General features: G+C 44.9%; 22 protein-coding genes. 20 read left to right on the top strand and 2 right to left on the bottom strand.

The window, feature by feature from the left end; genetic code table 11:
• Positions 1-1,323, top strand: coding sequence for an RNA polymerase factor sigma-54 (gene rpoN / locus ABCW45_RS03320; protein WP_343220266.1), 1,323 nt, complete (start codon positions 1-3; stop codon positions 1,321-1,323).
• Positions 1,324-1,523: 200 nt separating this feature from the next.
• Here the strand turns inward: rpoN and ABCW45_RS03315 are convergent, their stop codons facing one another.
• Positions 1,524-2,366: a D-amino acid aminotransferase gene (locus tag ABCW45_RS03315; protein WP_117470720.1), complete on the bottom strand. Its 843-nt coding sequence runs from the start codon at positions 2,364-2,366 to the stop codon at positions 1,524-1,526.
• A gap of 444 nt (positions 2,367-2,810) precedes the next feature.
• Between ABCW45_RS03315 and ABCW45_RS03310 the strand changes: the two genes are divergently transcribed.
• Positions 2,811-3,542: a GTP pyrophosphokinase gene (locus ABCW45_RS03310; RefSeq protein WP_015553556.1), complete on the top strand. Its 732-nt coding sequence runs from the start codon at positions 2,811-2,813 to the stop codon at positions 3,540-3,542.
• Positions 3,543-3,600: 58 nt separating this feature from the next.
• Here ABCW45_RS03310 and ABCW45_RS03305 read toward each other — a convergent pair whose 3' ends face one another.
• Positions 3,601-4,461 carry a GNAT family N-acetyltransferase gene (locus ABCW45_RS03305; protein ID WP_343220265.1) on the bottom strand — a complete coding sequence of 287 codons (861 nt, stop codon included), beginning with the start codon at positions 4,459-4,461 and terminating at the stop codon, positions 3,601-3,603.
• Between the two features lie 291 nt (positions 4,462-4,752).
• Here ABCW45_RS03305 and ABCW45_RS03300 point away from each other — a divergent pair, with 291 nt between their 5' ends.
• The 18 genes from ABCW45_RS03300 to ABCW45_RS03215 all read left to right on the top strand — a co-directional run bounded on the left by ABCW45_RS03300 (position 4,753) and on the right by ABCW45_RS03215 (position 23,583).
• A complete protein-coding gene (locus tag ABCW45_RS03300) occupies positions 4,753-5,112 on the top strand; it encodes a CidA/LrgA family protein (protein WP_015553554.1) in 360 nt (119 codons plus the stop codon).
• Positions 5,113-5,114: 2 nt separating this feature from the next.
• Positions 5,115-5,789: an LrgB family protein gene (locus ABCW45_RS03295; RefSeq protein WP_015553553.1), complete on the top strand. Its 675-nt coding sequence runs from the start codon at positions 5,115-5,117 to the stop codon at positions 5,787-5,789.
• Positions 5,790-6,114: 325 nt separating this feature from the next.
• Positions 6,115-7,908: an oligoendopeptidase F gene (pepF, locus tag ABCW45_RS03290; RefSeq protein WP_343220264.1), complete on the top strand. Its 1,794-nt coding sequence runs from the start codon at positions 6,115-6,117 to the stop codon at positions 7,906-7,908.
• Positions 7,909-8,098: 190 nt separating this feature from the next.
• Positions 8,099-8,866, top strand: a complete 768-nt coding sequence (locus tag ABCW45_RS03285) for a nitroreductase family protein (protein ID WP_343220263.1) — start codon at positions 8,099-8,101, stop codon at positions 8,864-8,866.
• Between the two features lie 351 nt (positions 8,867-9,217).
• Positions 9,218-9,445 (top strand): helix-turn-helix domain-containing protein, encoded by a 228-nt coding sequence (locus ABCW45_RS03280; RefSeq protein ID WP_015553550.1) that lies wholly within the window; start codon positions 9,218-9,220, stop codon positions 9,443-9,445.
• Positions 9,438-11,009 (top strand): type I restriction-modification system subunit M, encoded by a 1,572-nt coding sequence (locus tag ABCW45_RS03275; protein ID WP_343220262.1) that lies wholly within the window; start codon positions 9,438-9,440, stop codon positions 11,007-11,009. Before ABCW45_RS03280 ends, ABCW45_RS03275 begins: the two co-directional genes overlap by 8 nt.
• Positions 11,002-12,009 (top strand): virulence RhuM family protein, encoded by a 1,008-nt coding sequence (locus ABCW45_RS03270; RefSeq protein ID WP_015553548.1) that lies wholly within the window; start codon positions 11,002-11,004, stop codon positions 12,007-12,009. Before ABCW45_RS03275 ends, ABCW45_RS03270 begins: the two co-directional genes overlap by 8 nt.
• A gap of 5 nt (positions 12,010-12,014) precedes the next feature.
• Positions 12,015-13,370: a restriction endonuclease subunit S gene (locus ABCW45_RS03265; RefSeq protein WP_343220261.1), complete on the top strand. Its 1,356-nt coding sequence runs from the start codon at positions 12,015-12,017 to the stop codon at positions 13,368-13,370.
• Between the two features lie 173 nt (positions 13,371-13,543).
• A complete protein-coding gene (locus tag ABCW45_RS03260) occupies positions 13,544-14,008 on the top strand; it encodes a restriction endonuclease subunit S (protein ID WP_425518586.1) in 465 nt (154 codons plus the stop codon).
• A gap of 12 nt (positions 14,009-14,020) precedes the next feature.
• Positions 14,021-17,236, top strand: a complete 3,216-nt coding sequence (locus ABCW45_RS03255; RefSeq protein WP_117470716.1) for a type I restriction endonuclease subunit R — start codon at positions 14,021-14,023, stop codon at positions 17,234-17,236.
• A 38-nt stretch (positions 17,237-17,274) separates the two neighbouring features.
• Positions 17,275-18,810, top strand: coding sequence for an ATP-binding protein (locus tag ABCW45_RS03250; protein ID WP_343220259.1), 1,536 nt, complete (start codon positions 17,275-17,277; stop codon positions 18,808-18,810).
• A 163-nt stretch (positions 18,811-18,973) separates the two neighbouring features.
• Entirely contained in the window at positions 18,974-19,891 is a 918-nt protein-coding gene (pyrF, locus tag ABCW45_RS03245; protein ID WP_021904817.1) for an orotidine-5'-phosphate decarboxylase, read from the top strand.
• Positions 19,892-20,018: 127 nt separating this feature from the next.
• Positions 20,019-20,852, top strand: a complete 834-nt coding sequence (locus ABCW45_RS03240; protein ID WP_343220258.1) for a dihydroorotate dehydrogenase electron transfer subunit — start codon at positions 20,019-20,021, stop codon at positions 20,850-20,852.
• Positions 20,849-21,751, top strand: a complete 903-nt coding sequence (locus tag ABCW45_RS03235) for a dihydroorotate dehydrogenase (protein ID WP_343220257.1) — start codon at positions 20,849-20,851, stop codon at positions 21,749-21,751. Before ABCW45_RS03240 ends, ABCW45_RS03235 begins: the two co-directional genes overlap by 4 nt.
• A 31-nt stretch (positions 21,752-21,782) precedes the next feature.
• A complete protein-coding gene (pyrE, locus tag ABCW45_RS03230; protein ID WP_015553544.1) occupies positions 21,783-22,457 on the top strand; it encodes an orotate phosphoribosyltransferase in 675 nt (224 codons plus the stop codon).
• 14 nt (positions 22,458-22,471) lie between these two features.
• A complete protein-coding gene (locus tag ABCW45_RS03225) occupies positions 22,472-22,621 on the top strand; it encodes a hypothetical protein (RefSeq protein ID WP_015553543.1) in 150 nt (49 codons plus the stop codon).
• Between the two features lie 196 nt (positions 22,622-22,817).
• A complete protein-coding gene (locus ABCW45_RS03220) occupies positions 22,818-23,285 on the top strand; it encodes a VanZ family protein (protein WP_181968511.1) in 468 nt (155 codons plus the stop codon).
• The gene (locus ABCW45_RS03215) at positions 23,266-23,583 is read left to right on the top strand and encodes a DUF6142 family protein (RefSeq protein WP_021904813.1); all 318 of its coding nucleotides are present in this window, start codon (positions 23,266-23,268) and stop codon (positions 23,581-23,583) included. Before ABCW45_RS03220 ends, ABCW45_RS03215 begins: the two co-directional genes overlap by 20 nt.
• Positions 23,584-23,609: the final 26 nt, after the last annotated feature.

Raw genomic sequence — 23,609 nt, 5'->3', positions numbered from 1 at the left:
ATGGAGATAAAGACAGGAATTTCATTGCAGACAAAGCAGCAGCTTTCGCAGCTTCAGGTAGAGTCTCTGAATATTCTGGCAATGTCCATGACGGAGTTAAAGGATTTTCTGCAGAATGAGGAGATCGAAAATCCGCTGGTGGAATATACATCGGGAAAAGAAGAAGCAGCGCCGATTACCTATAAAGAGACGGAACGGTTTTACAATGGTACAGACCGGGATGAGAGAAGGGAAAATGAGCTGTATGAGATTGAGGACAGCGAGAAATCACTGGAAGACCTTGTGAATACGCAGCTCCAGTGGGAGCAGATCGGGGAGACGGAACGAAAGATCGTGGACTTCTGCATCCAGTCCCTGGAACAGAGTGGATATCTGATGATTCCGCCTAAAGATATTGCGAAAGATCTTGGAGTTGCGGAAGAACAGGTGGAGGAAGTTCTCTCTATGTTGAAGGAGCTGGAGCCGCAGGGACTCTTTGCGTCAGGACTTGAAGAATGTCTTCTGATGCAGGTTCGTGGGATGGACGAGGAAGAACTCCTGTCCGACATAATAAGGAACCATCTCCAAGACATCGCGGAAGGAAAGATCAGCACGATCTCGCGAGGCCTGAAAATCTCTTCAGCAGAGGTGAGAAAACTGATCCATGTGATCAAGAACTTAAATCCGCGCCCATTAAATGGGATCGGCGGTGAGAAAGCCCAATATATTCTCCCGGATGTGATCCTGGAGTTTCAGGATGGGCAGTGGAACATCGAACTGAATGATAAATGGACTGGAAATCTCCAGGTCAGCGATTTCTACATTCATATGATGGAGACCGCCCAGGATGAGGAATTAAAATCATATTTTGAGAATAAACTGCGCAGAGCCCGCTTTATTATGAACGCGGTGGAGCAGCGCAGAGCAACAATTTTGGGAATCGCACGGGAAATCCTGAAACGACAGGAAGATTATTTCCTCGGAAAAGGTCAGCTGAAACCGATGACACTGGAGGATATCGGCGATGTACTGGAGATCCACAAATCCACGGTCAGCCGCGCGATCCGTGACAAATATCTGAGAGTGCCGTCGGGATGTGTCCTGTTCCGCAGCTTATTTACGACTGGAATCGTCTCATCGGACGGAAACGGCGATGTGAGCAGAAATACAGTAAAGACAAAGCTGAAAGAACTGGTTGCGGCGGAGGATAAGAAAAAGCCCTGGAGCGATGAACAGCTCGCAGGTCTTTTACAGGATGCAGGAATGCCGATATCGAGAAGAACCGTTGCCAAGTACCGGATGGAGCTTGGAATTGGAGGCGTGTTCCAGAGAAAAGATGGATAAGGGTAACTGTTCAGTAGGTCTGCGCACTTGCTGCGCTGACCGTAAGAAAACTTGGGCTGGAAGGTAAAAATCCCATCGGCGCAGCCGATCTGGAATGGATTTTTGTATGTAACTGTGAGGGTACTGAACAGTTACGGATAAAAATGGGGGCTGCCGTCTCAGTGATATGTGAATATCGCTGAGCGGCAGCCCCTGATCATTTACATGGTCTCATTTTCAAATTTTTCCGTATACTTCTTCTGGATCAGATCCACTAACTCCGGTGCCTTTCCTCCGATCGGAGTGCCATTCATCTCGCAGGCCGGGGAGCAGAATTTTGTGGAGCTGGAGACAATGATCTCGTCGGCATCCATGAGTTCTGCCATGGTAAATGGTGTCTCGTCGACGATGATTCCGTTATCCTTGCAGATCTGGATGATGTGCATTCTTGTGATTCCCGGTAAAATATAGTGGTCTGTCGGGTGGGTCTTAAATACGCCGTCCTTGATGATGGAGACGTTGCTGTGGGCGCACTCAGTGACGATATCGCCGCGGTGGAAGACACATTCGCCGCATCCGAGGGACTCCGCTTTCTCTGCAGCCATGACGTTGACAAGAAGGTTCAGAGTCTTGATATTGCAGTGCAGGAAACGCGTATCCTCCATATCAGTGAGCTTTAAGCGTTTGCCGGAGTCGGCCGGTTTTCCAGGTTTCATGAAGATCCAGAGATTCGGCTTTGTTCCTTTTTCCGGGAACTGGTGCTGACGGATACCGGTTCCCCGGGTCATCTGCCAGTAGATGAAGATATCCTTATCGTCCATCTTTGCCAGCATATCATAGAGAATTGCTGCCAGCTCGTCTTTAGTGTAGGGAATATCGATCTTGATCAGACCTGCGCTGTTGAAAAAACGGTCCAGATGATCTTTCAGGGCGAAGATCTTTCCATTTCTTGCCAGCGTTGCCTCGTATACTCCGTCTCCGAAGTAACATGCGCGGTCGTTCATCGGAACGGTCATCTCTTCCAGAGGCCCGAATTTGCCGTTGTAGTAGCCAAGTGTTTTCATTTACATTTCCTCCTGAATTCACGAAAAATTTTTCGGATATAACTGAAATTATTCTATTGCTATCATAGCATGGAACAGGAGGAAAGTAAAGGAAAGAGGAAGAATTTCAGCCAATGTTTTTGGACGTATTGTATAAAACGCCCTATATTTTCCCATTGTCATATGTGAGAATTTCCTGTATAATATAGAATAATTGTAACTGTTCAGTAGGTCTGCGCATTTACTGCGCTGACCGTAAGAAAAATTAGGCTGGAAGGCAAAAATCCTATCGGCGCAGCCGATTTGGAATGGATTTTTGCGCGTAACTGTGAGGGTACTGAACGGTTACGCGTAATTATGAAAATCTTGCAGGGCGGAAGCAAAGCAGCTTTTCGCGGCATGGCGGCAGATATCTGGAAAAGATCTGTCGCATAAATAAAATCAGGAAAGTGCAGGGAGTTACCAATGAACATCAGTATGAACCCAAACGGCGAACTGTACCAGTCTGCTGTCAACGCGCCGGGAACGATCGAGATCCCGGAGAGTTTTTTAAATGAGGCACGTCAGTTCCGGGAATTGAATATGCGTTACACATGTGCGATCCGGGAAGTGAAGACGAAATTAGAGGTATTGAACGATGATCTGGCGATTCGGAATCAGAGAAACCCGATCCAGATGATCAAATCCAGGGTGAAGAAGCCGGAGAGTATTATTGAGAAGCTTCACCGCCGCGGTTTCCCGATCTCCGTAAAATCGGTACGGGAGAACCTTTACGATGTGGCGGGGATCCGCGTGATCTGTTCCTTCGTGGACGATATCTATACGGTGGCTGAGATGTTAGCACGCCAGGATGATATCAATGTCCTTATGGTAAAGGATTATATCCGATGCCCGAAGGTCAATGGATACCGCAGTTACCATATGATCATCGAGGTTCCGGTATTCTTTTCCGACCGGAAAGAAAATATGCGCGTGGAGGTCCAGATCCGGACCATCGCGATGGATTTCTGGGCTAGTCTTGACCACCAGATGAAGTATAAGAAAGATGTGGAAGATGCAAGTGAGATCAGTGAAGAGCTGAAGGAATGCGCTGAGGTGATCGCGCAGACAGATCTAAAGATGCTGTCGCTCCGCCGGAAGATCGAGGACCGGGAGAGTAAGGAAAATCTGCTCCAGTTCGATAAGGATCCGATGTAAGGAGCGGTTCGGGGACTGCGGAAGCGTAAAGTCCACAGCAGTCCCGATAAGGTATAACTTAATAGAGATAGCAGCACAGGGTTTCGGTGATACGGAACCCTGTTTTTTTGTACAGGGTGAGAGCCGGGGCGTTGCCGCCGGATACCTGGAGAAGGACCGGGCGTGGGGCAGTATTGTCAGCAGCGGCACCTGCGCTTCTCACGTCTGAAATATGGTACGAAGTTTCCGGCGAAAGTGGTGAATGCTCGATGGCGGCTGCGTTACCGTTCAGCAACTGTGCAAGTACTGTACTTAAAAACTTTGTCCCATATCCCTTACCGCGGCAGGATTTTTCCACTTCAAAGCCATAGAGGTAGTAGTGGGAAGGGAAGACGGAGAAGTTGATAACGGCGTGGTCAGAGTGAAAGCGGAGAGTCAGAGTGCCGTCAAGATTCAGACATTCAGAGTGAATATCAGCAATTAAATCAAGGGCACTGACATCGGATCCTGTCTGGCTGGAGTGGCAGTCAATGATGGAAAAGTTTTCTGGCAGCAGCTTCATCATATGTTCTTCGGAATTCATTTCTGCTCCGATCGCCTCCAGAACGGCAGCAGCGGCAGAATTTCCCTTATCCGCATAAAAAATCAACTCCGAATCTTCCGGAAGTTCATCGATTCCCGCATCCAGAAGCCCAGAAAAGTGTCCATGACCGCGAAACTCCGGATCCGTGAAGGCAGAGCATTCATAGAGCAGGCCCTCTATAGGGATAAAAGCGATGGCGGAGACGATGGAACCGTCGTGTTCAAAATAGAGAAAGAGATCAGCCTCATCAAACGGGAACGAAAGTCTGGTTCCGTCAGAATCGGTGCATTTATTTACCATGGTTTGGAGCTGTCTGATCTGGGAAGAATCAAGGGAATGGACCCTGTGTAATTTCATAAAAAAATCCTCCTGAAAAAGCCGGAAAATTTCCGAAAGTCATTTACTGGAATACCATACTGATTCCGGGCAGTGGAATGCTTTGCGGATTGCCAGAGCACGCAGTGCGGAGTGATCCTGTATCGGAGAGAGTAAAAGCTTTTTGTCTCCAATATCATGAACATAAGTATATACAGAAAAATCGACCAATTCAAGAAAAATTCCGTGCTTTTTTCTATTGCCGTTCCGCATAAGCGGTGCTAAAATGGTTGCTAGTCTTTGCGTGAGACAACAAAATGAGGAGGAAACATTATGAAGTACGTGAAGGAAATTGTGATCATCTTCGGGATCACAATGGTCGGAGAACTCTTAAATAAGTTCATTCCGCTTCCGGTACCTGCCGGAGTATATGGTCTGTTCATTCTTCTTGGCGGTCTGTGCAGCGGAATCATTAAGCTCTCTGACGTGGAAGTTACGGGAAACCTGCTTCTGGATCTGATGCCGGTGATGTTTATCCCGGCGGCTGTGGGAATTATTGATAAGATCGAAGAGCTGAAGGCTGTCATGATCCCGATGCTCATCATTACCTTCGTGACCACATTCATCGTCATGTCCATCACCGGAGTGACGGCAGAGTGGATCATCAAGAGACAGAAGAAAGGGGAGAAATAGAGATGCCGTTATATTTTGGAGTATTTGTCAGTCTTTTCGCATACCTGATCGGTATGGAATTAAAGAAGAAATTCGGCTGGCCGGTGTTAAATCCGCTGCTTGTGGCGATCATTCTCGTAATCGCGTTTTTAAAGGCCACGGGGATCACCTACACGGATTATAATGAGGGAGCGTCCTATATCAGCTATTTTCTGACCCCGGCGACGGTATGCCTTGCGATCCCGCTTTACAAGCAGCTGGAACTGTTGAAGAGAAACTTGACGGCTGTTGCGACGGCGATCACCGCGGGTGTCATCGGAAGCGTTGTCAGCGTCTATGTGATGTCCATGATCTTTAAGCTGGAACATGTGCACTATGTATCCCTGCTTCCAAAGTCCATCACCACAGCGATCGGAATGGGCGTATCTGAGGAAGCAGGTGGGATCGTGACCATGACCATCGTGAGCATCATCATCACAGGAATTCTTGGAAATATCGTTGCGGACGGCTGGTTCAAGCTCATCGGAATCAAGGAGCCGATCGCGAAAGGCCTGGCACTGGGAACATCCGCCCATGCTATTGGAACAGCAAAGGCCCTGGAGCTTGGTGAAGTGGAAGGTGCCATGAGCAGCCTGTCTATCGCGGTAGCAGGACTTATGACGGTTGTGAGCGTGCCGATCATGTCGGGATTGATCTGATCGTTAGACGTATTTTTATAGCTGTATTGGTCCGACCAATAAATGGAGAAATGTGTCCTGAATGCATGACCCTGCGCAAATGTGTAAGCTGCTGTATGTGGCTGTGCGGGGCAAATCAATGTATCAGGGCACATTCTTTTACATACGAAATATACCAACATTGAATTCTGTCACTGGTGAACATTCATGACCTTTGCTTCGTGATGAACGGAGTGGGGGGACACGCAATAATTTGAGAAAAAATTAAAAATGGGATGGATTTTTGCGCGGGATTGTGCAAAAATTAGATCATGAAAAAGATCTGATTTAAGAAGGAGAGAAAGCCATGGCTGAGAGTGTAAAGAAACGTTCAGAGATCGAAGAACAGGATACCTGGAAACTGGAGGACATGATCGAATCACTGGAAAAGTTCGAGGAACTCATGGACGGTGTGGAGGAGCGGATCCAGGAGTATGAGGCATACCGGGAAAAACTTGGAAACTCCGCGGAATACCTGAAGAACTATCTGACATATGATGAGTCTGTGGACGAGACACTTTCTCTCCTTTATGCGTATGCGATGCAGAGGCGGGACCAGGATACCTCCGTCAGCGAGAACCAGGCGCTGGTGTCGAGAGTCCAGTCCCTGGCTGTGAAGGCGATGGCGGCATCTTCCTTCGCGGATCCGGAGATTTTAAGTATCCCGGATGAGAAGATGGCAGAATTTCTTGCATCTCCGGAGCTTGCCCACTATAAGAAACAGCTGGAACGTCTGCTGGCGAAAAAGGCTCACAGGTTATCGGAGAAGGAGGAGGCGATCTTAGCTGCCGCCTCCGAGATCTCGGGAACTCCATCATCGGTGTTTGCCCTGTTCAACAACGCGGATCTGAAATTTGAGCCGGTGAAGGATGAAAACGGGGAGCTGGTGGATGTGACCCACGCGAGATACGGAAAGCTCATCGAGAGCAGGGACAGGAGTGTCCGCGAGGCAGCGTTCCATTCCCTGTACGCCTCCTACCGTCAGTTCGCAAATACCGTTGCCGCAAATTATGAGGGAAATGTCAAACAAGGAAATTTCTATGCGAGAATGAGAAAATATCCGTCCGCAAGAGCCATGTACCTGGCGGGGAATGAGATCCCGGAAAAGGTTTACGACAACCTGATCGAGTCCGTCCATAACGCTCTGCCGCTGATGCACCGGTACATGAAATTCAGAAAGAGCTATATGAATGTCTCTGAGCTCCACATGTATGATCTCTATGTGCCGCTGACGGAAGATTATGAGAAGACCTACACCTACAAGGAGGCGCAGGAGCTGATCTTAAAGGCGCTGAAGCCGTTAGGAGAGGAGTATCTGAATCTCCTGAGAACAGGATTTGAGAACCGCTGGATCGACGTCTATGAGAATGAGGGAAAAAGAAGCGGCGCGTACTCCAACAGCGCTTACGGCGTTCACCCGTATGTGCTGATGAGCTTTGATGGGACATTGAATTCTGTCCTCACGCTGGCCCATGAGATGGGGCATTCCATTCACTCCTGGTATTCCAACGCGAACCAGAGCTACACCTACGCAGGATACAGGATCTTTGTGGCTGAGGTGGCCTCCACCTGCAATGAGATCCTGCTCTTAAACTACATGATCAACGAGGCAAAGGACAGAAAAGAGAAGTTTTATCTGGTGAACCAGCTTGCGGAACGGTTCCGCACGACACTTTTCCGTCAGGCCCTGTTCGCGGAGTTCGAGTGGGAGACTTATAAGCTTTCCTGGAATGGAACCCCGCTCACAAAAGATTTGCTCTGTGGTCTTTACCATGAGCTGAATTCGGAGTATTATGGGAAAGAGACCGTGATCGACTCCGACATCGACCACGAGTGGGAGCGGATCCCGCACTTTTACATGCAGTTTTATGTGTACCAGTACGCCACCGGATTTTCGGCGGCGATGGCCATCGCGAGACGGATCCTGGCAGGCGACCCGGAGACGAAGGAAGGCTATTTCCGCTTCTTAAAAGGCGGCTGTTCCAGGACACCGGTGGAATTACTGAAGCTTGTAGGTCTTGACATGGAAGAGCCGGAGGTTGTGAATGAGGCTGTGAAGGTGTTTGAGGGGCTGCTGGATGAGATGGAAGAACTGGCGTAAAAAGGAATTTTTTGTCAGAGATTTCTGGTTCGTACCGACGCAGTACGGACTGAAAGGTATCAAAATGTAAATCATTGCAGCAAGTATGCAGGCTTGCTGAGCAGTTGCAGTTTGTCAATTATGAAATCAGGGTGCAGTGTTTGCCGGGAAAAGTGATAATATCCGGCATGAGGGGAAGAGGCGAGCAGTTATGAGTATTTATGAGGCGATTTTTAACCGGTACTCCGTCAGAGAATACCGGATGGAAAAGATTGAGCCGGAGAGATTGGAAGCGTTGAAACGGTATTTGAAAACCGTAGCGCTTTTAGATGAGGAAAAGCCGGTAGAATTTGAGATCGTGGACAACACCGACAAAAAGCTGAAGGTCCACGGACTCTGGAAGACGGAAGCACCGTACTACCTTGCGGTATACTGCGGCGATGACCGCCTTTCCATGCGAAATGCCGGGTACGCAGCAGAGCAGGCAGTCCTCTACCTTACATCGAAGGAACTCGGAACCTGCTATCTCGGAGCGACAAAAGCAGGGGAGGATAAAAAAGACGGACTGAAGCGTTTCCTCGTGATCGCCTTCGGCAAAGCATTCGCAAAGCCGTTCCGCGATTCGTCCATGGCACACAGAAACTCCCTGGCAGCTCTCTGTGCCTTCAAGGATGAACCGGGAGAACAGGTAAAGTCGATCCTCCGCGCCGCCCGCCTCGCCCCGTCCTCCTTCAACTCCCAGCCCTGGCGCTTCGTCGTTTACTCCGACCGCCTCTACATCTTCATGAAAAAAGCCGCCCCATTCTCCGGAAAAGGAGCGAAGGCCTTCAAGGAGTTCAACATGGGAATCATGCTGTCCCATATCATGTTGGCTGCTGAGGAATACTGGATGAACATGGAGACGCTGGTGGAGGAGCAGTTTGCGAAGAAGGATTATAAGAATGGGGAGTATGTCTGTACGATTGTGTTTCATAGTTGAGGGAAGAAAATAGAAAATAACAGGATGCGGCATCTGGTGTAAATACTGGGTGCCGCTTTTATGTATACTTATTTCGGAAAGTCATATACGGCAAATCGTCCTCAACTTGAGGACGATTTGTACGGATGTAAACGCTGCTTTATTTTTCTTTATTTCTGAAATAAATCACTATAAGTTTCCATACATGCAAGTGTTGGTAAAAGTAAATCATTTTCGAGATAATAGATCAACAACCAGTTTGGTTGAATATGAAAATTCAAGTGGCTGTTTTTAACTCGTGGTCGTTGAAAAACTCACGATGTCGTGATAATATTTACATATACCTGCTAACAAAATAATGGAGGATATGGTATGGCAGTCAGTTATAAAAAATTATTCCATTTGTTAATAGAAAAAGATATGACGAATGCGCAGCTTCAACAGGAGGCTGGCTTTTCGGCTAATATTATCACACGTTTGAAACGAAACGGATATATTTCTTTGGAAAGCGTGGAAAGTATGTGCCGTGTTTTAAATTGTGGAGTGGATGATATTTTGGAATTTGTACCAGAGGATAATGGAGGAAGAGGGAATGATTGATACAAAAAAAGAACAGGAACGTGATGAGCTGCATCGTGCAATATGGGCAATCGCGGATGAACTGCGCGGAGCAGTTGATGGATGGGACTTCAAAAATTATGTTCTGGGTACGATGTTTTATCGTTATATTTCAGAGAATCTGTGTAATTATGTAAATAGCGGTGAGATCAATGCAGGCAATACCGATTTTGACTTTGCAAAAATGGCAGATGAAAATGCGGAGGAAGCAAGAGAGGGACTTGTAGAAGAAAAAGGATTTTTCATTCTGCCGAGTGAACTGTTCTGCAATGTTCGGTCCAATGCCGCAGATGACGAGAATTTAAATGAAACATTGGAACGGGTATTCCGTCATATCGAGGAATCTGCGAAAGGCAGTGAGGCGGAGAGTGATTTTGCCGGACTGTTTGATGACTATGATGTGAACAGCAATAAATTGGGTTCTACGGTTGCAAAACGTAATGAAAAGCTTGTGAAATTACTGAATGGTGTGGGCGAAATGAAGCTGGGAGATGTGAAAGACCACTCCATCGATGCGTTTGGTGATGCATATGAGTATTTGATGATGATGTATGCGTCAAATGCCGGAAAATCTGGCGGAGAGTTCTTCACTCCAGCGGATGTGTCAGAATTGCTTACACGGCTTGGAACGGTAGGAAAAACAGAAATTAATAAAGTATATGATCCGGCATGTGGCTCGGGTTCGCTGCTTCTGAAAGCAGAGAAAGTTCTTGGCAAAGATGCGATCCGCAACGGATTTTACGGTCAGGAGATCAATATTACAACCTATAACCTGTGCCGCATTAATATGTTCCTGCATGATGTAGGATTCGATAAATTCAACATTGCATGTGAAGACACTTTGATTAGTCCGCAACACTGGGATGATGAGCCATTTGAGCTGATCGTGTCCAATCCGCCATATTCGATCAAATGGGCGGGGGATGAAAATCCACTGCTGATCAACGACCCACGTTTTGCTCCGGCAGGAGTTTTAGCACCGAAAAGTAAAGCAGATATGGCGTTTATTATGCATAGTCTGTCATGGCTTGCATCCAACGGAACAGCCGCTATTGTATGTTTCCCGGGAATTATGTACCGTGGAGGTGCAGAGCAGAAAATCCGTAAGTACTTAGTTGATAACAACTATGTGGATTGTATCATTCAGCTGCCGAGTAATCTGTTTTTTGGTACTTCAATTGCAACCTGTATCATGGTCATGAAGAAGAATAAGGCAGATAATAAGACGTTATTTATTGATGCTACAAATGAGTGCGTGAAGGTTACCAACAATAATAAACTGACACCAGAGAATATTGAGCATATTGTAGATGCGTTTGCAAAGAGGGAAGAAGTAAAACATTTTGCACATCTGGCAAGTTATGAGGAAGTATCCAGCAATGATTATAATCTGTCTGTATCCACATATGTTGAAGTTGAGGATACCAGAGAGAAAATTGATATTGTGAAGTTAAATGCGGAAATAAAAGAAATTGTTGCTCGTGAACAGGTGCTTCGTGACGAGATTGACAAGATTATCGCAGATATTGAGGTGGGGTATGAGTAGAGAATTCCAATTTTTAATGTACCAGTCTGTTGATGAGGATATTTCAGTAAATGCTGTCATCCATGATGAAACAATTTGGCTGACACAAAAATCAATGGCAAAACTCTTTGATGTGGATGTTCCGGCTATATCCAAACACTTGTCTAATATTTATGGCGACGGAGAATTGACGCAGGATTCAACTGTTTCCAAAATGGAAATAGTTCAGCAAGAGGGAAATCGTCAGGTAAAAAGAACACAAAATTTTTATAATCTGGATGCAATTATTTCTGTAGGTTATCGTGTAAATTCTCGCAGAGCGACCCAGTTCAGAATTTGGGCAACAAGTGTTCTGAAAGAATATATGATTAAGGGCTTTGCTATGGACGATGAGCGTTTAAAGCAAGGAAAAACCGTTTTTGGAAAAGATTACTTCCGTGAATTACTGGAAAGAGTTCGTTCCATCCGTGCGAGTGAGCGTCGTATTTGGCAGCAGATTACTGATATTTTTGCGGAATGCAGTATCGACTATGACAAGGACGCGCAGGTTACCCATGAATTTTATGCGATGGTGCAGAATAAATTTCATTATGCAATTACGGGACAAACGGCGGCAGAAATTGTTTATACGAAAGCAGACAGACTGAAGGAACATATGGGACTAACCACTTGGAAAAATGCTCCAGAAGGTCGTATCTTGAAATCGGATGTGTTGATTGCTAAAAATTATTTGGAAGAAAAACAAATTCGGCAACTGGAACGGGCAGTAACAGGATATTTTGATTATATAGAAGATTTGATAGAAAGAGAAAATACGTTTACCATGGAGGAATTTGCTGCCAGCGTAAATGAATTCCTCGCTTTCCGTAGATATGATATTCTGCGTGACAAGGGGAAAATTTCCGGAAGAATGGCAAAAGAAAAAGCTGCCACTGAATATGCAGAGTTTAATAAAACGCAAAAGATAACTTCTGATTTTGATAAGGAAGTGAAAAAGATGTTGGAAAAAGGCGGTGAGTAAACTTAATGAGTAGATTAGATGAGTTGATAAAGGAACTTTGCCCGAATGGAGTGGAATTTCAAAGAATCAAAGATGTATGTGATGATGTTATTGTGCCAATGCGGGATAGACCAAAAACCTTTGATGGAAATATACCATGGTGCCGTATTGAAGATAAAGAGGGACAATATTTTAATAAATCATTATCTGGTCTTGGAGTAAGTGAAGATGTTATCAAAAAAATGAATCTAAAAGTATTTCCGACAGGAACGGTAATATGTTCGTGTTCTGCTTCATTAGGAACATATGCAATAAATACTCAACCGCTTATAACAAATCAAACTTTTATTGGTTTAGTTTGTGGAAAAAGACTGTTTAATAAGTATCTTCTTTATTATATGGAAACACAAACAAAATATTTAAAATCTCAAGCATCGACAGGAACGATTCCATATATTTCGAGAAAAAAATTTGAAGAAATGTTGATTCCGGTACCTCCTCTGGAGGTACAACGTGAAATAGTCCGCGTGCTGGACTCTTTTACGTTACTTACAGCCGAGCTTACAGCCGAGCTTACAGCCGAGCTTACAGCTCGGAAGAAACAATACGAATTTTATAGAGATAAATTACTCTCTCATGATGGAAACTATCTGGTGAAGTCACTTGCTGAACTAGGAGAGTGGTCTGGTGGAAAAACTCCATCTATGTCAGAAAAAAGTTTTTGGGAGCAAGGTACAATTCCCTGGATTTCGTCAAAAGACATGAAATCATCAACCTTGATAGAGACGAAAGATCACATTACAGAAAAAGCGGTAAAGGAAGCATCTATGACAGTATATCCAGCAAATAGTATTGCTATAGTAACAAGGTCTGGAATATTAAAACACACTTTTCCGGTCGCCTATGTACCTTTTGAAACTACCATTAATCAAGATATAAAAATGCTTGTTGTTAATGAAGGCATTCTTCCCAGATACGCATTTCATGTAATACAAGGAAAAGGAAATGACATTTTGATAAAAACCAAAAAGCAAGGTGGAACAGTAGATTCTTTGGATTTTCAAAAGGTACTTGCATATAAAGTCCCAGTTCCGTCTAAGGACATACAAAGTAGGGTGGTAGAGTTACTTGATAATTTTGAATCCATCTGTACCGACCTAAATATCGGTCTGCCAGCCGAAATTGAAGCACGCCAAAAACAATATGAATATTATCGAGATTTACTCTTGACATTTGCTGAAACAGGCAACACGATTATGACAGACAGACAGACAGACAGACAGACAGACAGACAGACAGACAGACAGACAGACAGACAGACAGACAGACAGACAGACAGACAGACAGACAGACAGACAGACAGACAGACAGACAGAGCGTAATTAAGCTTATTCAATATGTATTTGGTTATGTTCCTCTTGAATTGGGGACTATTGCTACAGTTACAAAACTTGCAGGATATGAATTTACTAAGTACGTTACTTACTCAGACGAAGGTAAAATCATTGCTCTTCGTGGTTTAAATGTTAGAAATGGAAAGTTAGATTTAAGTGATGTGAAATATATTGATAAAAGTGATTTATCAAAATTGACTAGAAGCAAACTATATAATGGTGATATGCTTTTTACTTATGTTGGAACAATAGGACGGGTTGCTGTAATCGAAGAGAATGATAAGTATTATCTTGCACCTAATGTTGCACTAATAAGAGTAGATAAAAAAATTATAAATCCAGAATATATGCGTTACTTTTTTCAAACAAATATATTTCGGGAGACACAAATAAATCGTCTGCTTCAAGCATCATCGATGAAAAATATACCAATGGAAAAAATTCGTAAGTTTGTATTGCAAGTACCATCACTTGAAGAACAGGAACGCATTGTGACAGTTCTTCGTCACTTTGATGTCCTTTGCAATGATCTATCAGTAGGTCTTCCAGCTGAGATCGAAGCCCGTCAAAAGCAATATGAATATTACAGAAACAAGCTGTTATCTTTCAAAGAATTACAAAAATAAGGAGGCGATCATGTGCCATACTTTAATATCGTAGCGGAGACATCGGAAAATACTGTTGTCACAGAATATGAACCAGTCAAGAAGCGCTCTGACAGTTATCAGAGTGAAGCGGAATTGGAACAGGGGTTTATTCGTTTGTTGTGTGAGCAGGGCTATGAATATCTGCCTATTCACACGGAGAAAGATTTGATTGCAAATCTCCGTAAAAAGTTAGAAGAACTGAATAATTATCGATTTTCTGACACAGAATGGGAAGATTTTTTCAAAAATGCTGTTGCTAATCCAAATGAGCATATCGTGGAAAAGACCCGAAAGATACAGGAGGATAATGTTCAGGTACTGACTCGTGATGATGGTTCTTCCAAGAACATCACGCTCATAGATAAAAAGAATATTCATAACAACAGACTGCAGGTCATCAATCAATATGTGATCGGTACAGAAGATGGTGCAAAGCATGACAACCGCTATGATGTTACGGTACTGGTGAATGGCCTGCCGCTCGTACATATCGAACTGAAACGCAGAGGTGTTGCCATTCGAGAGGCGTTTAACCAAATCAATCGATATCAGAGGGATTCTTTCTGGGCGGGCTGTGGATTATACGAGTATATTCAGATTTTCGTAATTTCAAATGGAACAAATACAAAGTATTATTCCAATAGTACCAGACGAAATGCAGAAAAGGAACATGAAAAACGTGGTGCCAGTAAGACAAAGACGAGCAACAGTTTTGAATTTACTTGTTTCTGGGCCGATGCTAATAATCGAGTGATCCCTGATCTCATTGATTTTACCAAGACATTTTTTGCGAAACATACGATTCTCAATATCCTCGCAAAGTATTGTATTTTTACGTCTGAGGATATGCTGATGGTTATGCGTCCATACCAGATTACGGCTACAGAAAGAATTCTCAATCGCATTGAAATTGCTAATAATTATAAAAAGTATGGCAGTGTTGAAGGTGGAGGTTATATCTGGCATACCACAGGATCAGGAAAAACACTCACTTCTTTTAAGACAGCAAGACTGGCGTCAAAATTGTCGTATATTGATAAAGTATTGTTCGTGGTTGATCGTAAGGATCTGGATTACCAGACCATGAAGGAATATGACCGTTTTGAAAAAGGAGCTGCAAACAGCAATACTTCAACCGTTGTATTAAAACGTCAGCTTGAAGATCCGGATGCCCATATTATTATTACTACAATCCAGAAATTAGCTACATTCATAAAGAAAAATCCGGGGCATGAAGTATACACGAAGCATATTGTCATCATTTTTGATGAGTGCCATCGCAGTCAGTTTGGTGACATGCATACTGCCATTGTAAAGAATTTCAAGAAATATCATTTATTTGGATTTACAGGAACGCCAATATTCTCGGTCAATTCCGGCAGAGCGAAGAATCCAGAATTTTTTACAACAGGACAGACTTTTGGCGATCAGCTTCACAGCTATACAATTGTGGATGCAATTAATGATAAAAATGTTCTCCCGTTTCGTGTCGATTATATTAAAACAATGGATGCGGATGAAGAAATCACAGATGAGATGGTCTGGGACATCAATAGGGAAAAGGTTATGATGGCTCCTGAGCGAATTCATATTGTGACGCAGTATATACTGGAACATTTTGACCAGAAGACATATCGTGGAGATAAAACATACATATACAATACACTTACGAATATTGCAGAGGTTGCCTCGGCTAAAAGGGACGAGGTAGAGGAAATCAAGCAGAAACAGAGAATCAGTGGCTTTAATTCTATTTTTGCTGTATCAAGTGTGCAGATGGCAAAGCTGTATTATCAGGAATTCAAAAAGCAGATGTCAGCAGATCCGACTAAGAAATTGCGTGTTGCGACTATTTTCAGCTATGGCGCAAATGAGGAAGAATCGGATGGCATTCTGGATGAGGAAAACTCCGAAGATACTTCTGCACTTGATCAGCCGTCCAGAGATTTTTTGGAAGAGGCAATAGAAGATTATAATCAGATGTTCCATACAAATTATGACACTTCAAGTGATAAATTCCAGAATTACTATAAAGATGTGTCTCTTCGTATGAAGAATAAGGAATTGGATATTCTGATTGTAGTAAATATGTTTCTTACTGGTTTTGATGCGACAACCATGAATACTTTATGGGTGGATAAGAATCTGAAAATGCATGGATTAATACAGGCATTCTCGCGCACAAACCGCATTTTGAATTCTATAAAAACCTTTGGAAATATTGTATGTTTTCGCAATCTGCAAAAGCGGGTGGACAGTGCCATTTCCCTGTTTGGGGACAAGAATGCAGGAGGCATTGTTCTTCTGCAGAGCTTTAAGGATTATTATTATGGATATGAATCGGTAGATGGCAAACCGATGCCGGGATATGTGGATATGGTGGAAGAACTGAATGATAAGTTTCCACTGTCAGAATCCCAGATCATCGGGGAACAAAATCAAAAAGAGTTTATTGCCTTGTTTGGGGCAATTCTCCGAATGAGAAATCTTTTGATTTCATTTGATGAATTTAAAGAGAAAGAATTGATTACTGAGCGTGATCTGCAGGATTATCTTGGTCGTTATCAGGATCTGCGCGATGAGTGGAAACACAAGCGGCAGGAAAGTACGGATATTACAGATGATGTGGTATTTGAGATTGAACTGATTCGTCAGATAGAAATCAATATTGATTATATTCTGATACTTGTGAAGAAGTATCATGATACCCATTGTGAGGATAAAGAAGTATTGATAACCATCAACAAGGCAATTGACGCCAGTCCGGAACTGCGCAGCAAGAAACAGCTCATTGAAACCTTTATAGCGGGAATCAATGATGTGGATGATGTTATGAATGAGTGGCATAGCTATGTGGTAGAGCAGCGAGATCATGACCTCGATAATATTATTGCAGAAGAACGGCTGAAACCGGAAGATACCAGAAAATTTATGGAGAATGCATTCCGGGATGGAGAGATCAAGACGGCGGGAACGGATATAGATAGGCTTATGCCGCCAATCTCTCGTTTCGGCGGCGGTGGAAGAGCAAAGAAGAAGCAGGGCGTTATTGACAAACTGAAACAATTCTTTGAAAAATATTTTGGAATCGGTGGTTCATCTACATTTACCGATGCGGAACAAAAGATAGTAACTTACGATTTTAATAGTCGGGATACATTATCGATGGTTGCGGAAACGAAGACACCATATGGAAATGGAAAATAATTGCGAAATATAGTAGAAACTGAGTGGAGGTGAATTTATTGACTATTGGAGAAATCTTAGCAGGTGAATCAAAAAATGTAGAGTTTAAAGTCCAGAGACCGAAGGATAGTATAAAATACATGAAAACAGTTATTGCCTTCTCAAATGGAGAGGGCGGACGCATTGTATTTGGCGTTGATGATGATACTCGTGAGGTAGTCGGTATTCCTAAGGAAAATGTCTTTTCGGAGATTGATGCGATTACTACAGCAATATCGGACAGCTGTGAACCGGTCGTTATTCCAGATGTTTACTTACAGACGATTGAGGATAAGACGATCATTATTGCTGAGATCAGCCCGGGAAAACAGAGACCGTATTATATCAAGTCCATGGGAATTAAGGATGGCACTTATATCCGGGTTTCGGGGACATCCCGTCCTGCTGGACGTGACCTAACAGCTGAAATGTATTATGAGGATGAGGGACGATCCTATGACAAGGTTATTCGCAGAGATTTGACAGTTACAGATGAAGAGATTGCAGAACTATGCAGGCAGATGAAAGAAGTAGCTATTGCGAATGGAAAGTCAAAGACGCAGAAAGAAGCGGTTAAGGATATAACAAAGAATGTACTGCTCAGTTGGGGACTACTGGCAGAAGCAGAAGATGGAAGTATACATCCTACAAATGGATATGTTTTCCTGTTGGGAAAGGATGAATTCTTGTCACATATCCAATGTGGAATGTTCAAAGGAAAAACGCGTGCTGTATTTGTGGACAAGCGTGAGTATAGCGGTCCATTATGGCAGCAGATCGATGATTCGTTCCAGTTTGTATTGAGAAATATTCATTTAGGCGCAAAACTTGAGGGAATTTATCGGAAAGATATTTATGAATTACCGCCGGACAGTATTCGTGAGTTGATTATTAATGCTGTGATGAACTGTAGCTATTTACAAAGTTCACATATCCAGGTGGCGATTTATGATGATCGGTTGGAGATCACCTCTCCGGGCGGTTTGATGCCAGGTGTGACATTGGATAAAATGAGAGAGGGATACTCTAAAATTCGAAATCGTGCATTGGCACATGCTTTTTCATACATGAATCTGATTGAAGCATGGGGCAGTGGGATTCCGAAATTGTTGGAGGCGATGAAAGAGTATGGACTGCGGGAGCCAGAGTTTCAGGATTTAGAGATCGGGTTCCGTATTAATCTTTATCGGAATACGGAAGATACAGTGATAAGATGTGCGGAAGAAAATATCCAAAGTGGCACCCAAGCTACCCAAGGTAATACCCAAGCCACCCAAAGTACCACCCAAACTGTGCAGGACACCACCCAAACTGCGCGGGATACCACCCAAACCACCAAAGATACCACCCAAACTACCACCCAAACGAAACTAAGCCAAGAGGCCAAAACTATTTTGCAGATAATAAGCCAGAATCCAGACATGACTCAGAAAGAGATTGCAGAAAAATTAGGTTGGAAAATCAACAGGGTAAAATATCATGTAAATAGGATGAGGCAACAGAACATTATCAAACGTGTCGGTACCAGCCATAAAGGACATTGGGAAGTAGTATAAGAGGGGAGGCCAGCTCCCCATCTGTCACAATATTCCCCGATTCTCCTCAAATTGCAGAAATTTTCCCAACCTCTATATTTCTACTTGAAACCGGAAACACCATATGCTAAAATTGGAAAGAATAAGGTGTTGTAGAAACGCAACTACATCGGAGGAGGAAACTATGATCAGTCAGCTCATACAGAAGATTCAGAAGACAAAGGCACCGATCTGCGTCGGTCTTGACCCTATGTTAGGTTATATTCCGAACCATATTGTCCAGAGAGCATTTAAGGACTTCGGCGAGACCATGGAAGGAGCTGCCGAGGCTGTATGGCAGTTTAACAAAGAAATTATTGATAACACTTATGATTTGATTCCCTCAGTGAAACCGCAGATTGCAATGTATGAGCAGTTTGGCATTGAGGGTCTTAAAATATATGCCCGCACCATCGAGTACTGCCAGAACAAGGGACTCCTTGTGATCGGAGATGTAAAGAGAGGCGATATCGGATCCACTTCCTCCGCATATGCAGTTGGACATATCGGAAGTGTAAAAGTCGGAAGCAATGTATGCCGCGGCTTCAATACAGATTTTATCACCGTAAACCCGTACCTCGGAACAGACGGAATCAAACCGTTCGTCAATGTCTGCAACGATGAGGACAGAGGCCTTTTCGTTCTCGTTAAGACATCCAACCCGTCCAGCGGTGAGTTCCAGGACCGCCTTGTAGACGGAAGACCGCTCTACGAGTTAGTCGCAGAGAAGGTCGTTGAGTGGGGCGAAGCAAGCATGGACGGCGATTACAGCAACGTAGGCGCTGTTGTGGGCGCTACATATCCGGAGATGAGCAAGATCTTAAGAAAGCTCATGCCGAAGACATACTTTCTTGTACCGGGCTACGGCGCACAGGGCGGTACCGCGAAAGACTTAATGCACTGCTTCAACGAGGATGGTCTCGGAGCTGTCGTAAACTCCTCCAGAGGAATCATCGCTGCGTATAAGCAGGAGAAATACGCAAAGTTCGGTCCGGAACATTTCGCAGAGGCATCCAGACAGGCCGTTGTGGATATGATCGCGGATATCAACTCCGTATTATAATAGTACATTGAAAATTTATCAGCCATGGCGTATGTCCGTGGCTGATGTGTTGTAACCATATAAAAACAGTGTTCCGGAAAGTTGGAAAAGCACCGGAATACTGATAGTAAACCACCAGGAGGAAACCATGGCACAGAAAAAAGTAAACGCTGTGATCCACAGCCAGGAAAAACTGGCAGAGGGAATCTACAGCATGTGGCTTGACGCACCGGAGATGGCAAAAGCAGCCGTACCGGGACAGTTTATCGCTGTTTACACCAATGACCAGTCAAAGCTTCTCCCGCGTCCGATCAGTATCTGTGAGGCGGACAAGGAGAATGGAAGACTTCGGATCGTTTACCGCATCGCGGGAGCTGGAACAAAGGAATTTTCCGCATACGAGGAAGGCGATACCCTCGATATTATGGGACCGCTGGGAAATGGATTCCCCTTAAAGAAGAAAAAAGCATTCCTGATCGGCGGCGGAATCGGAATCCCGCCGATGTTAGAGCTTGCTAAGAACCTTGACTGCGAGAAGACAGCAGTCATCGGTTACAGAGATAAAGAGACTTTCCTCGCGGACGAGCTTCGCAAATACGCCGATGTCGTGATCGCGACAGAGGATGGAAGTGTCGGAACAAAGGGAAATGTCATCGACGCGATCCGCGCGGAGAAGCTTACCGCGGATATTATCTACGCATGCGGACCAACTCCGATGTTGAAGGCATTAAAGACCTACGCAATGGAGAACGGGATCGAGTGTTATATCTCTCTGGAAGAAAAGATGGCATGTGGAATCGGTGCCTGTCTTGGCTGTGTATGCCACAGCAAGGACATTGATGAGCACAGCAACGTGAGAAACAAGAGAATCTGCAAGGACGGTCCGGTATTCCGCGCTGAAGAGGTAGAACTTCTGACTCCGGATGAGCAGCGCGAGCGCATCGCCTCCGGCATCATGATCAAGAAGGAGGAGCAGGCATGAATACAAAAGTAACACTTGCCGGTGTAGAGTTAAAGAACCCGGTGATGACCTGTTCCGGTACCTTTGGTTCCGGTATGGAATACGGCGAGATGATCGATCTTGACCGTCTCGGCGCTGTTGTAACAAAAGGAATCGCAAACGTGCCGTGGCCGGGAAATCCGACTCCGCGAGTGACGGAAGTTTACGGCGGAATGCTAAATGCTATCGGTCTTCAGGGTCCGGGCGTCGACGTGTTCATGAAGCGCGATGTTCCGTTCTTAAGACAGCATGACACAAAGATCATCGTTAATGTCTGCGGAAAGTCCGAGAGCGACTATGTGGATGTTGTGGAGCGTCTCGCTGACGCTGACGTGGATATGCTCGAGATCAATATCTCCTGCCCGAACGTAAAAGAGGGCGGAATCGCATTCGGCCAGGATCCGAAATGCGCGGAACAGATCACAAAGGCGGTAAAGAAGGTCGCAAAGCAGCCGGTAATCATGAAGCTCTCCCCGAACGTTACGGATATCGCTGAGATGGCGAGAGCCGTTGAGGCAGGTGGAGCTGATGTGGTATCTCTGATCAACACCATCACGGGAATGAAGATCGATATCAACAAGCGCACATTCGCCCTGGCAAACAAGACCGGCGGTATGTCCGGCCCGGCGATCAAACCGGTGGCTGTCCGCATGGTATATCAGGTCGCAAACGCTGTGAAGATCCCGGTGATCGGAATGGGCGGCATTATGACGGCTGAGGACGCGCTGGAGTTCATCCTCGCAGGTGCGACAGCAGTGTCCATCGGAACCGCGAGTTTCATCAACCCGGATACGACGATCCAGGTGATCGAGGGCATCGAGGCGTACATGAAGAAGTACGGTGTGGAAGATATCCACGAGTTAATTGGTGCTGTGCACTAAGAATATTATTTTGAAAGGAAGTTTTTAGGTCATGGAAAAGTACAAGCAGGAATTTATTGAATTCATGGTTGATTGCGGCGTATTAAAATTTGGAGATTTCGTAACAAAGAGCGGAAGAAAGACACCGTTTTTCGTAAACACAGGCTTCTACCGCACAGGCGCCCAGCTCAGAAAGCTCGGCGAGTACTACGCGAAGGCAATCAATGATACATTCGGAACAGACTTCGATGTTCTCTTTGGACCGGCTTACAAGGGAATCCCGCTGACCGTTGCAACAAGCATGGCGATCAGTGAGCACTTCGGCGCAGACATCAAGTACTGCTCCAACAGAAAAGAAGTAAAAGACCACGGTGACAAGGGAATCCTTCTCGGCAGCCCGATCGCTGACGGTGACAAGGTCGTTATCATCGAGGACGTGACAACAGCGGGTACATCCATCGAGGAGACACTTCCGATCATCAAGGCACAGGGCGATGTCGATGTTCTCGGTCTTGTTGTATCCGTAGACCGCTGCGAGAGAGGTAAAGGCGAGAAGTCCGCTCTTACCGAGATCCAAGAGAAATACGGTTTCCGCACAACAGCGATCGTAACCATGAAGGAAGTAGTTGAGCACCTTTACAACAAAGAGTACAAGGGAAAAGTTATCATCGACGACACATTAAAAGCAGCGATCGACGCATACTATGAGCAGTATGGCGTAAAATAAGAAGGAGCGGTTTTATGGAAAAAATTTATAAGACCATGAGAAACACAGGGGCAGCGAGCATCGCGGTTGGAGTTATCGTTGCATCTGTCGGACTTGCTGCCGGAATCATCGCGATCGTGAATGGGGCACTGCTTCTTAAGAGAAAATCTGAGATTACGTTTTAATCGGATCAGGGCGGTTTTAACGCGGCTGTGAAAACAAAAAGAGCGGTGAAGCATGCCTGAAAAGTGAAATGAACGGAGTGGGAGATGTGGCCTTTATGGCGGCATCTCCTTTCCTGCTTAAAAATTCGGAGAGTATCCGGAGAGAAGGACCACGAAACAGGAACCCCTGTTTTGGTGGGAATGGAGAATTTTGAAAATGAAAAAACACAGACATCGGATTCTCGGGGCGGTTCTTTTTGTCCTGTATCTGGTTCTGCTGACATATTTCCTGTTTTTCGCCGAAGAAATGGGGCGCAGCCCCGACGCGAGGGCCGAATATTCCTACAACCTGACCCTTTTTAAAGAGATTCGGCGCTTTCTTTTATACAGGAACATTCTTGGCTGGCGCGCGGTGTTCTTGAATATTTTCGGCAACGTGCTGGCATTTATGCCCTTTGGCTTTTTTCTGCCGGTCATCTGGGTGCGGACGAGACACTGGTATATCACAGTACTCTTAAGCTTTGCCATGAGTCTTCTTGTGGAGACGATGCAGCTTGTCGGCAAAGTCGGAAGCTTTGATGTGGATGACCTACTCTTAAATACCATCGGTGGTTTTGCCGGGTATATTATTTTTGTCCTTGCGAGAGGCGTTTGGGAGAGATACAGTGGAACGAATCGGAAATAAAGTATCGTATATAAAAAAGCCGTTTGCAAAGAACAGTTTTGTGGCGGCAGGGCTCGCAGCGGCGGCACTTGTCTTTTATGCCGCTGCCATCAGCTTTTCGTACTATACCCAGGGGAATGCACCGCTTGCGGCTGCGGCTCTGGGTTTTTGCAGTATTATCATTGCGGTGTCATCGGTGGTCTATGGTGTATTTGCCATGATGGAGAAAGAGAAGAATTATCTTCTGGCGAAGATCAGCCTTGCGGCGGCGGGGATCCTGCTGCTGGTGTGGGTACTGATGATCGTGTTTGCGCTGTAAAGATGACAGGGCGGAACCGGGAACAG

Origin of the sequence: Pilosibacter fragilis (assembly GCF_032490495.1) — a bacterium.
Lineage (GTDB): Bacteria > Bacillota > Clostridia > Lachnospirales > Lachnospiraceae > Pilosibacter > Pilosibacter fragilis.
This window is presented reverse-complemented; position numbering and strand designations above follow the sequence as displayed.

What these genes read in the sequence shown, in the direction of transcription:
- pyrE (WP_015553544.1), top strand. Translation starts at nt 21,783, where the DNA reads ATGGAAAAGTACAAGCAGGAATTTATTGAATTCATGGTTGATTGCGGC.
- ABCW45_RS03315 (WP_117470720.1), bottom strand. Translation starts at nt 2,366, where the DNA reads ATGAAAACACTTGGCTACTACAACGGCAAATTCGGGCCTCTGGAAGAG.
- ABCW45_RS03235 (WP_343220257.1), top strand. Translation starts at nt 20,849, where the DNA reads ATGAATACAAAAGTAACACTTGCCGGTGTAGAGTTAAAGAACCCGGTG.
- ABCW45_RS03265 (WP_343220261.1), top strand. Translation starts at nt 12,015, where the DNA reads ATGAGTAGATTAGATGAGTTGATAAAGGAACTTTGCCCGAATGGAGTG.
- ABCW45_RS03240 (WP_343220258.1), top strand. Translation starts at nt 20,019, where the DNA reads ATGGCACAGAAAAAAGTAAACGCTGTGATCCACAGCCAGGAAAAACTG.
- ABCW45_RS03295 (WP_015553553.1), top strand. Translation starts at nt 5,115, where the DNA reads ATGCCGTTATATTTTGGAGTATTTGTCAGTCTTTTCGCATACCTGATC.
- ABCW45_RS03270 (WP_015553548.1), top strand. Translation starts at nt 11,002, where the DNA reads ATGAGTAGAGAATTCCAATTTTTAATGTACCAGTCTGTTGATGAGGAT.
- pyrF (WP_021904817.1), top strand. Translation starts at nt 18,974, where the DNA reads ATGATCAGTCAGCTCATACAGAAGATTCAGAAGACAAAGGCACCGATC.
- ABCW45_RS03275 (WP_343220262.1), top strand. Translation starts at nt 9,438, where the DNA reads ATGATTGATACAAAAAAAGAACAGGAACGTGATGAGCTGCATCGTGCA.
- ABCW45_RS03300 (WP_015553554.1), top strand. Translation starts at nt 4,753, where the DNA reads ATGAAGTACGTGAAGGAAATTGTGATCATCTTCGGGATCACAATGGTC.
- ABCW45_RS03280 (WP_015553550.1), top strand. Translation starts at nt 9,218, where the DNA reads ATGGCAGTCAGTTATAAAAAATTATTCCATTTGTTAATAGAAAAAGAT.
- rpoN (WP_343220266.1), top strand. Translation starts at nt 1, where the DNA reads ATGGAGATAAAGACAGGAATTTCATTGCAGACAAAGCAGCAGCTTTCG.
- ABCW45_RS03225 (WP_015553543.1), top strand. Translation starts at nt 22,472, where the DNA reads ATGGAAAAAATTTATAAGACCATGAGAAACACAGGGGCAGCGAGCATC.
- ABCW45_RS03220 (WP_181968511.1), top strand. Translation starts at nt 22,818, where the DNA reads ATGAAAAAACACAGACATCGGATTCTCGGGGCGGTTCTTTTTGTCCTG.
- pepF (WP_343220264.1), top strand. Translation starts at nt 6,115, where the DNA reads ATGGCTGAGAGTGTAAAGAAACGTTCAGAGATCGAAGAACAGGATACC.
- ABCW45_RS03310 (WP_015553556.1), top strand. Translation starts at nt 2,811, where the DNA reads ATGAACATCAGTATGAACCCAAACGGCGAACTGTACCAGTCTGCTGTC.
- ABCW45_RS03285 (WP_343220263.1), top strand. Translation starts at nt 8,099, where the DNA reads ATGAGTATTTATGAGGCGATTTTTAACCGGTACTCCGTCAGAGAATAC.
- ABCW45_RS03305 (WP_343220265.1), bottom strand. Translation starts at nt 4,461, where the DNA reads ATGAAATTACACAGGGTCCATTCCCTTGATTCTTCCCAGATCAGACAG.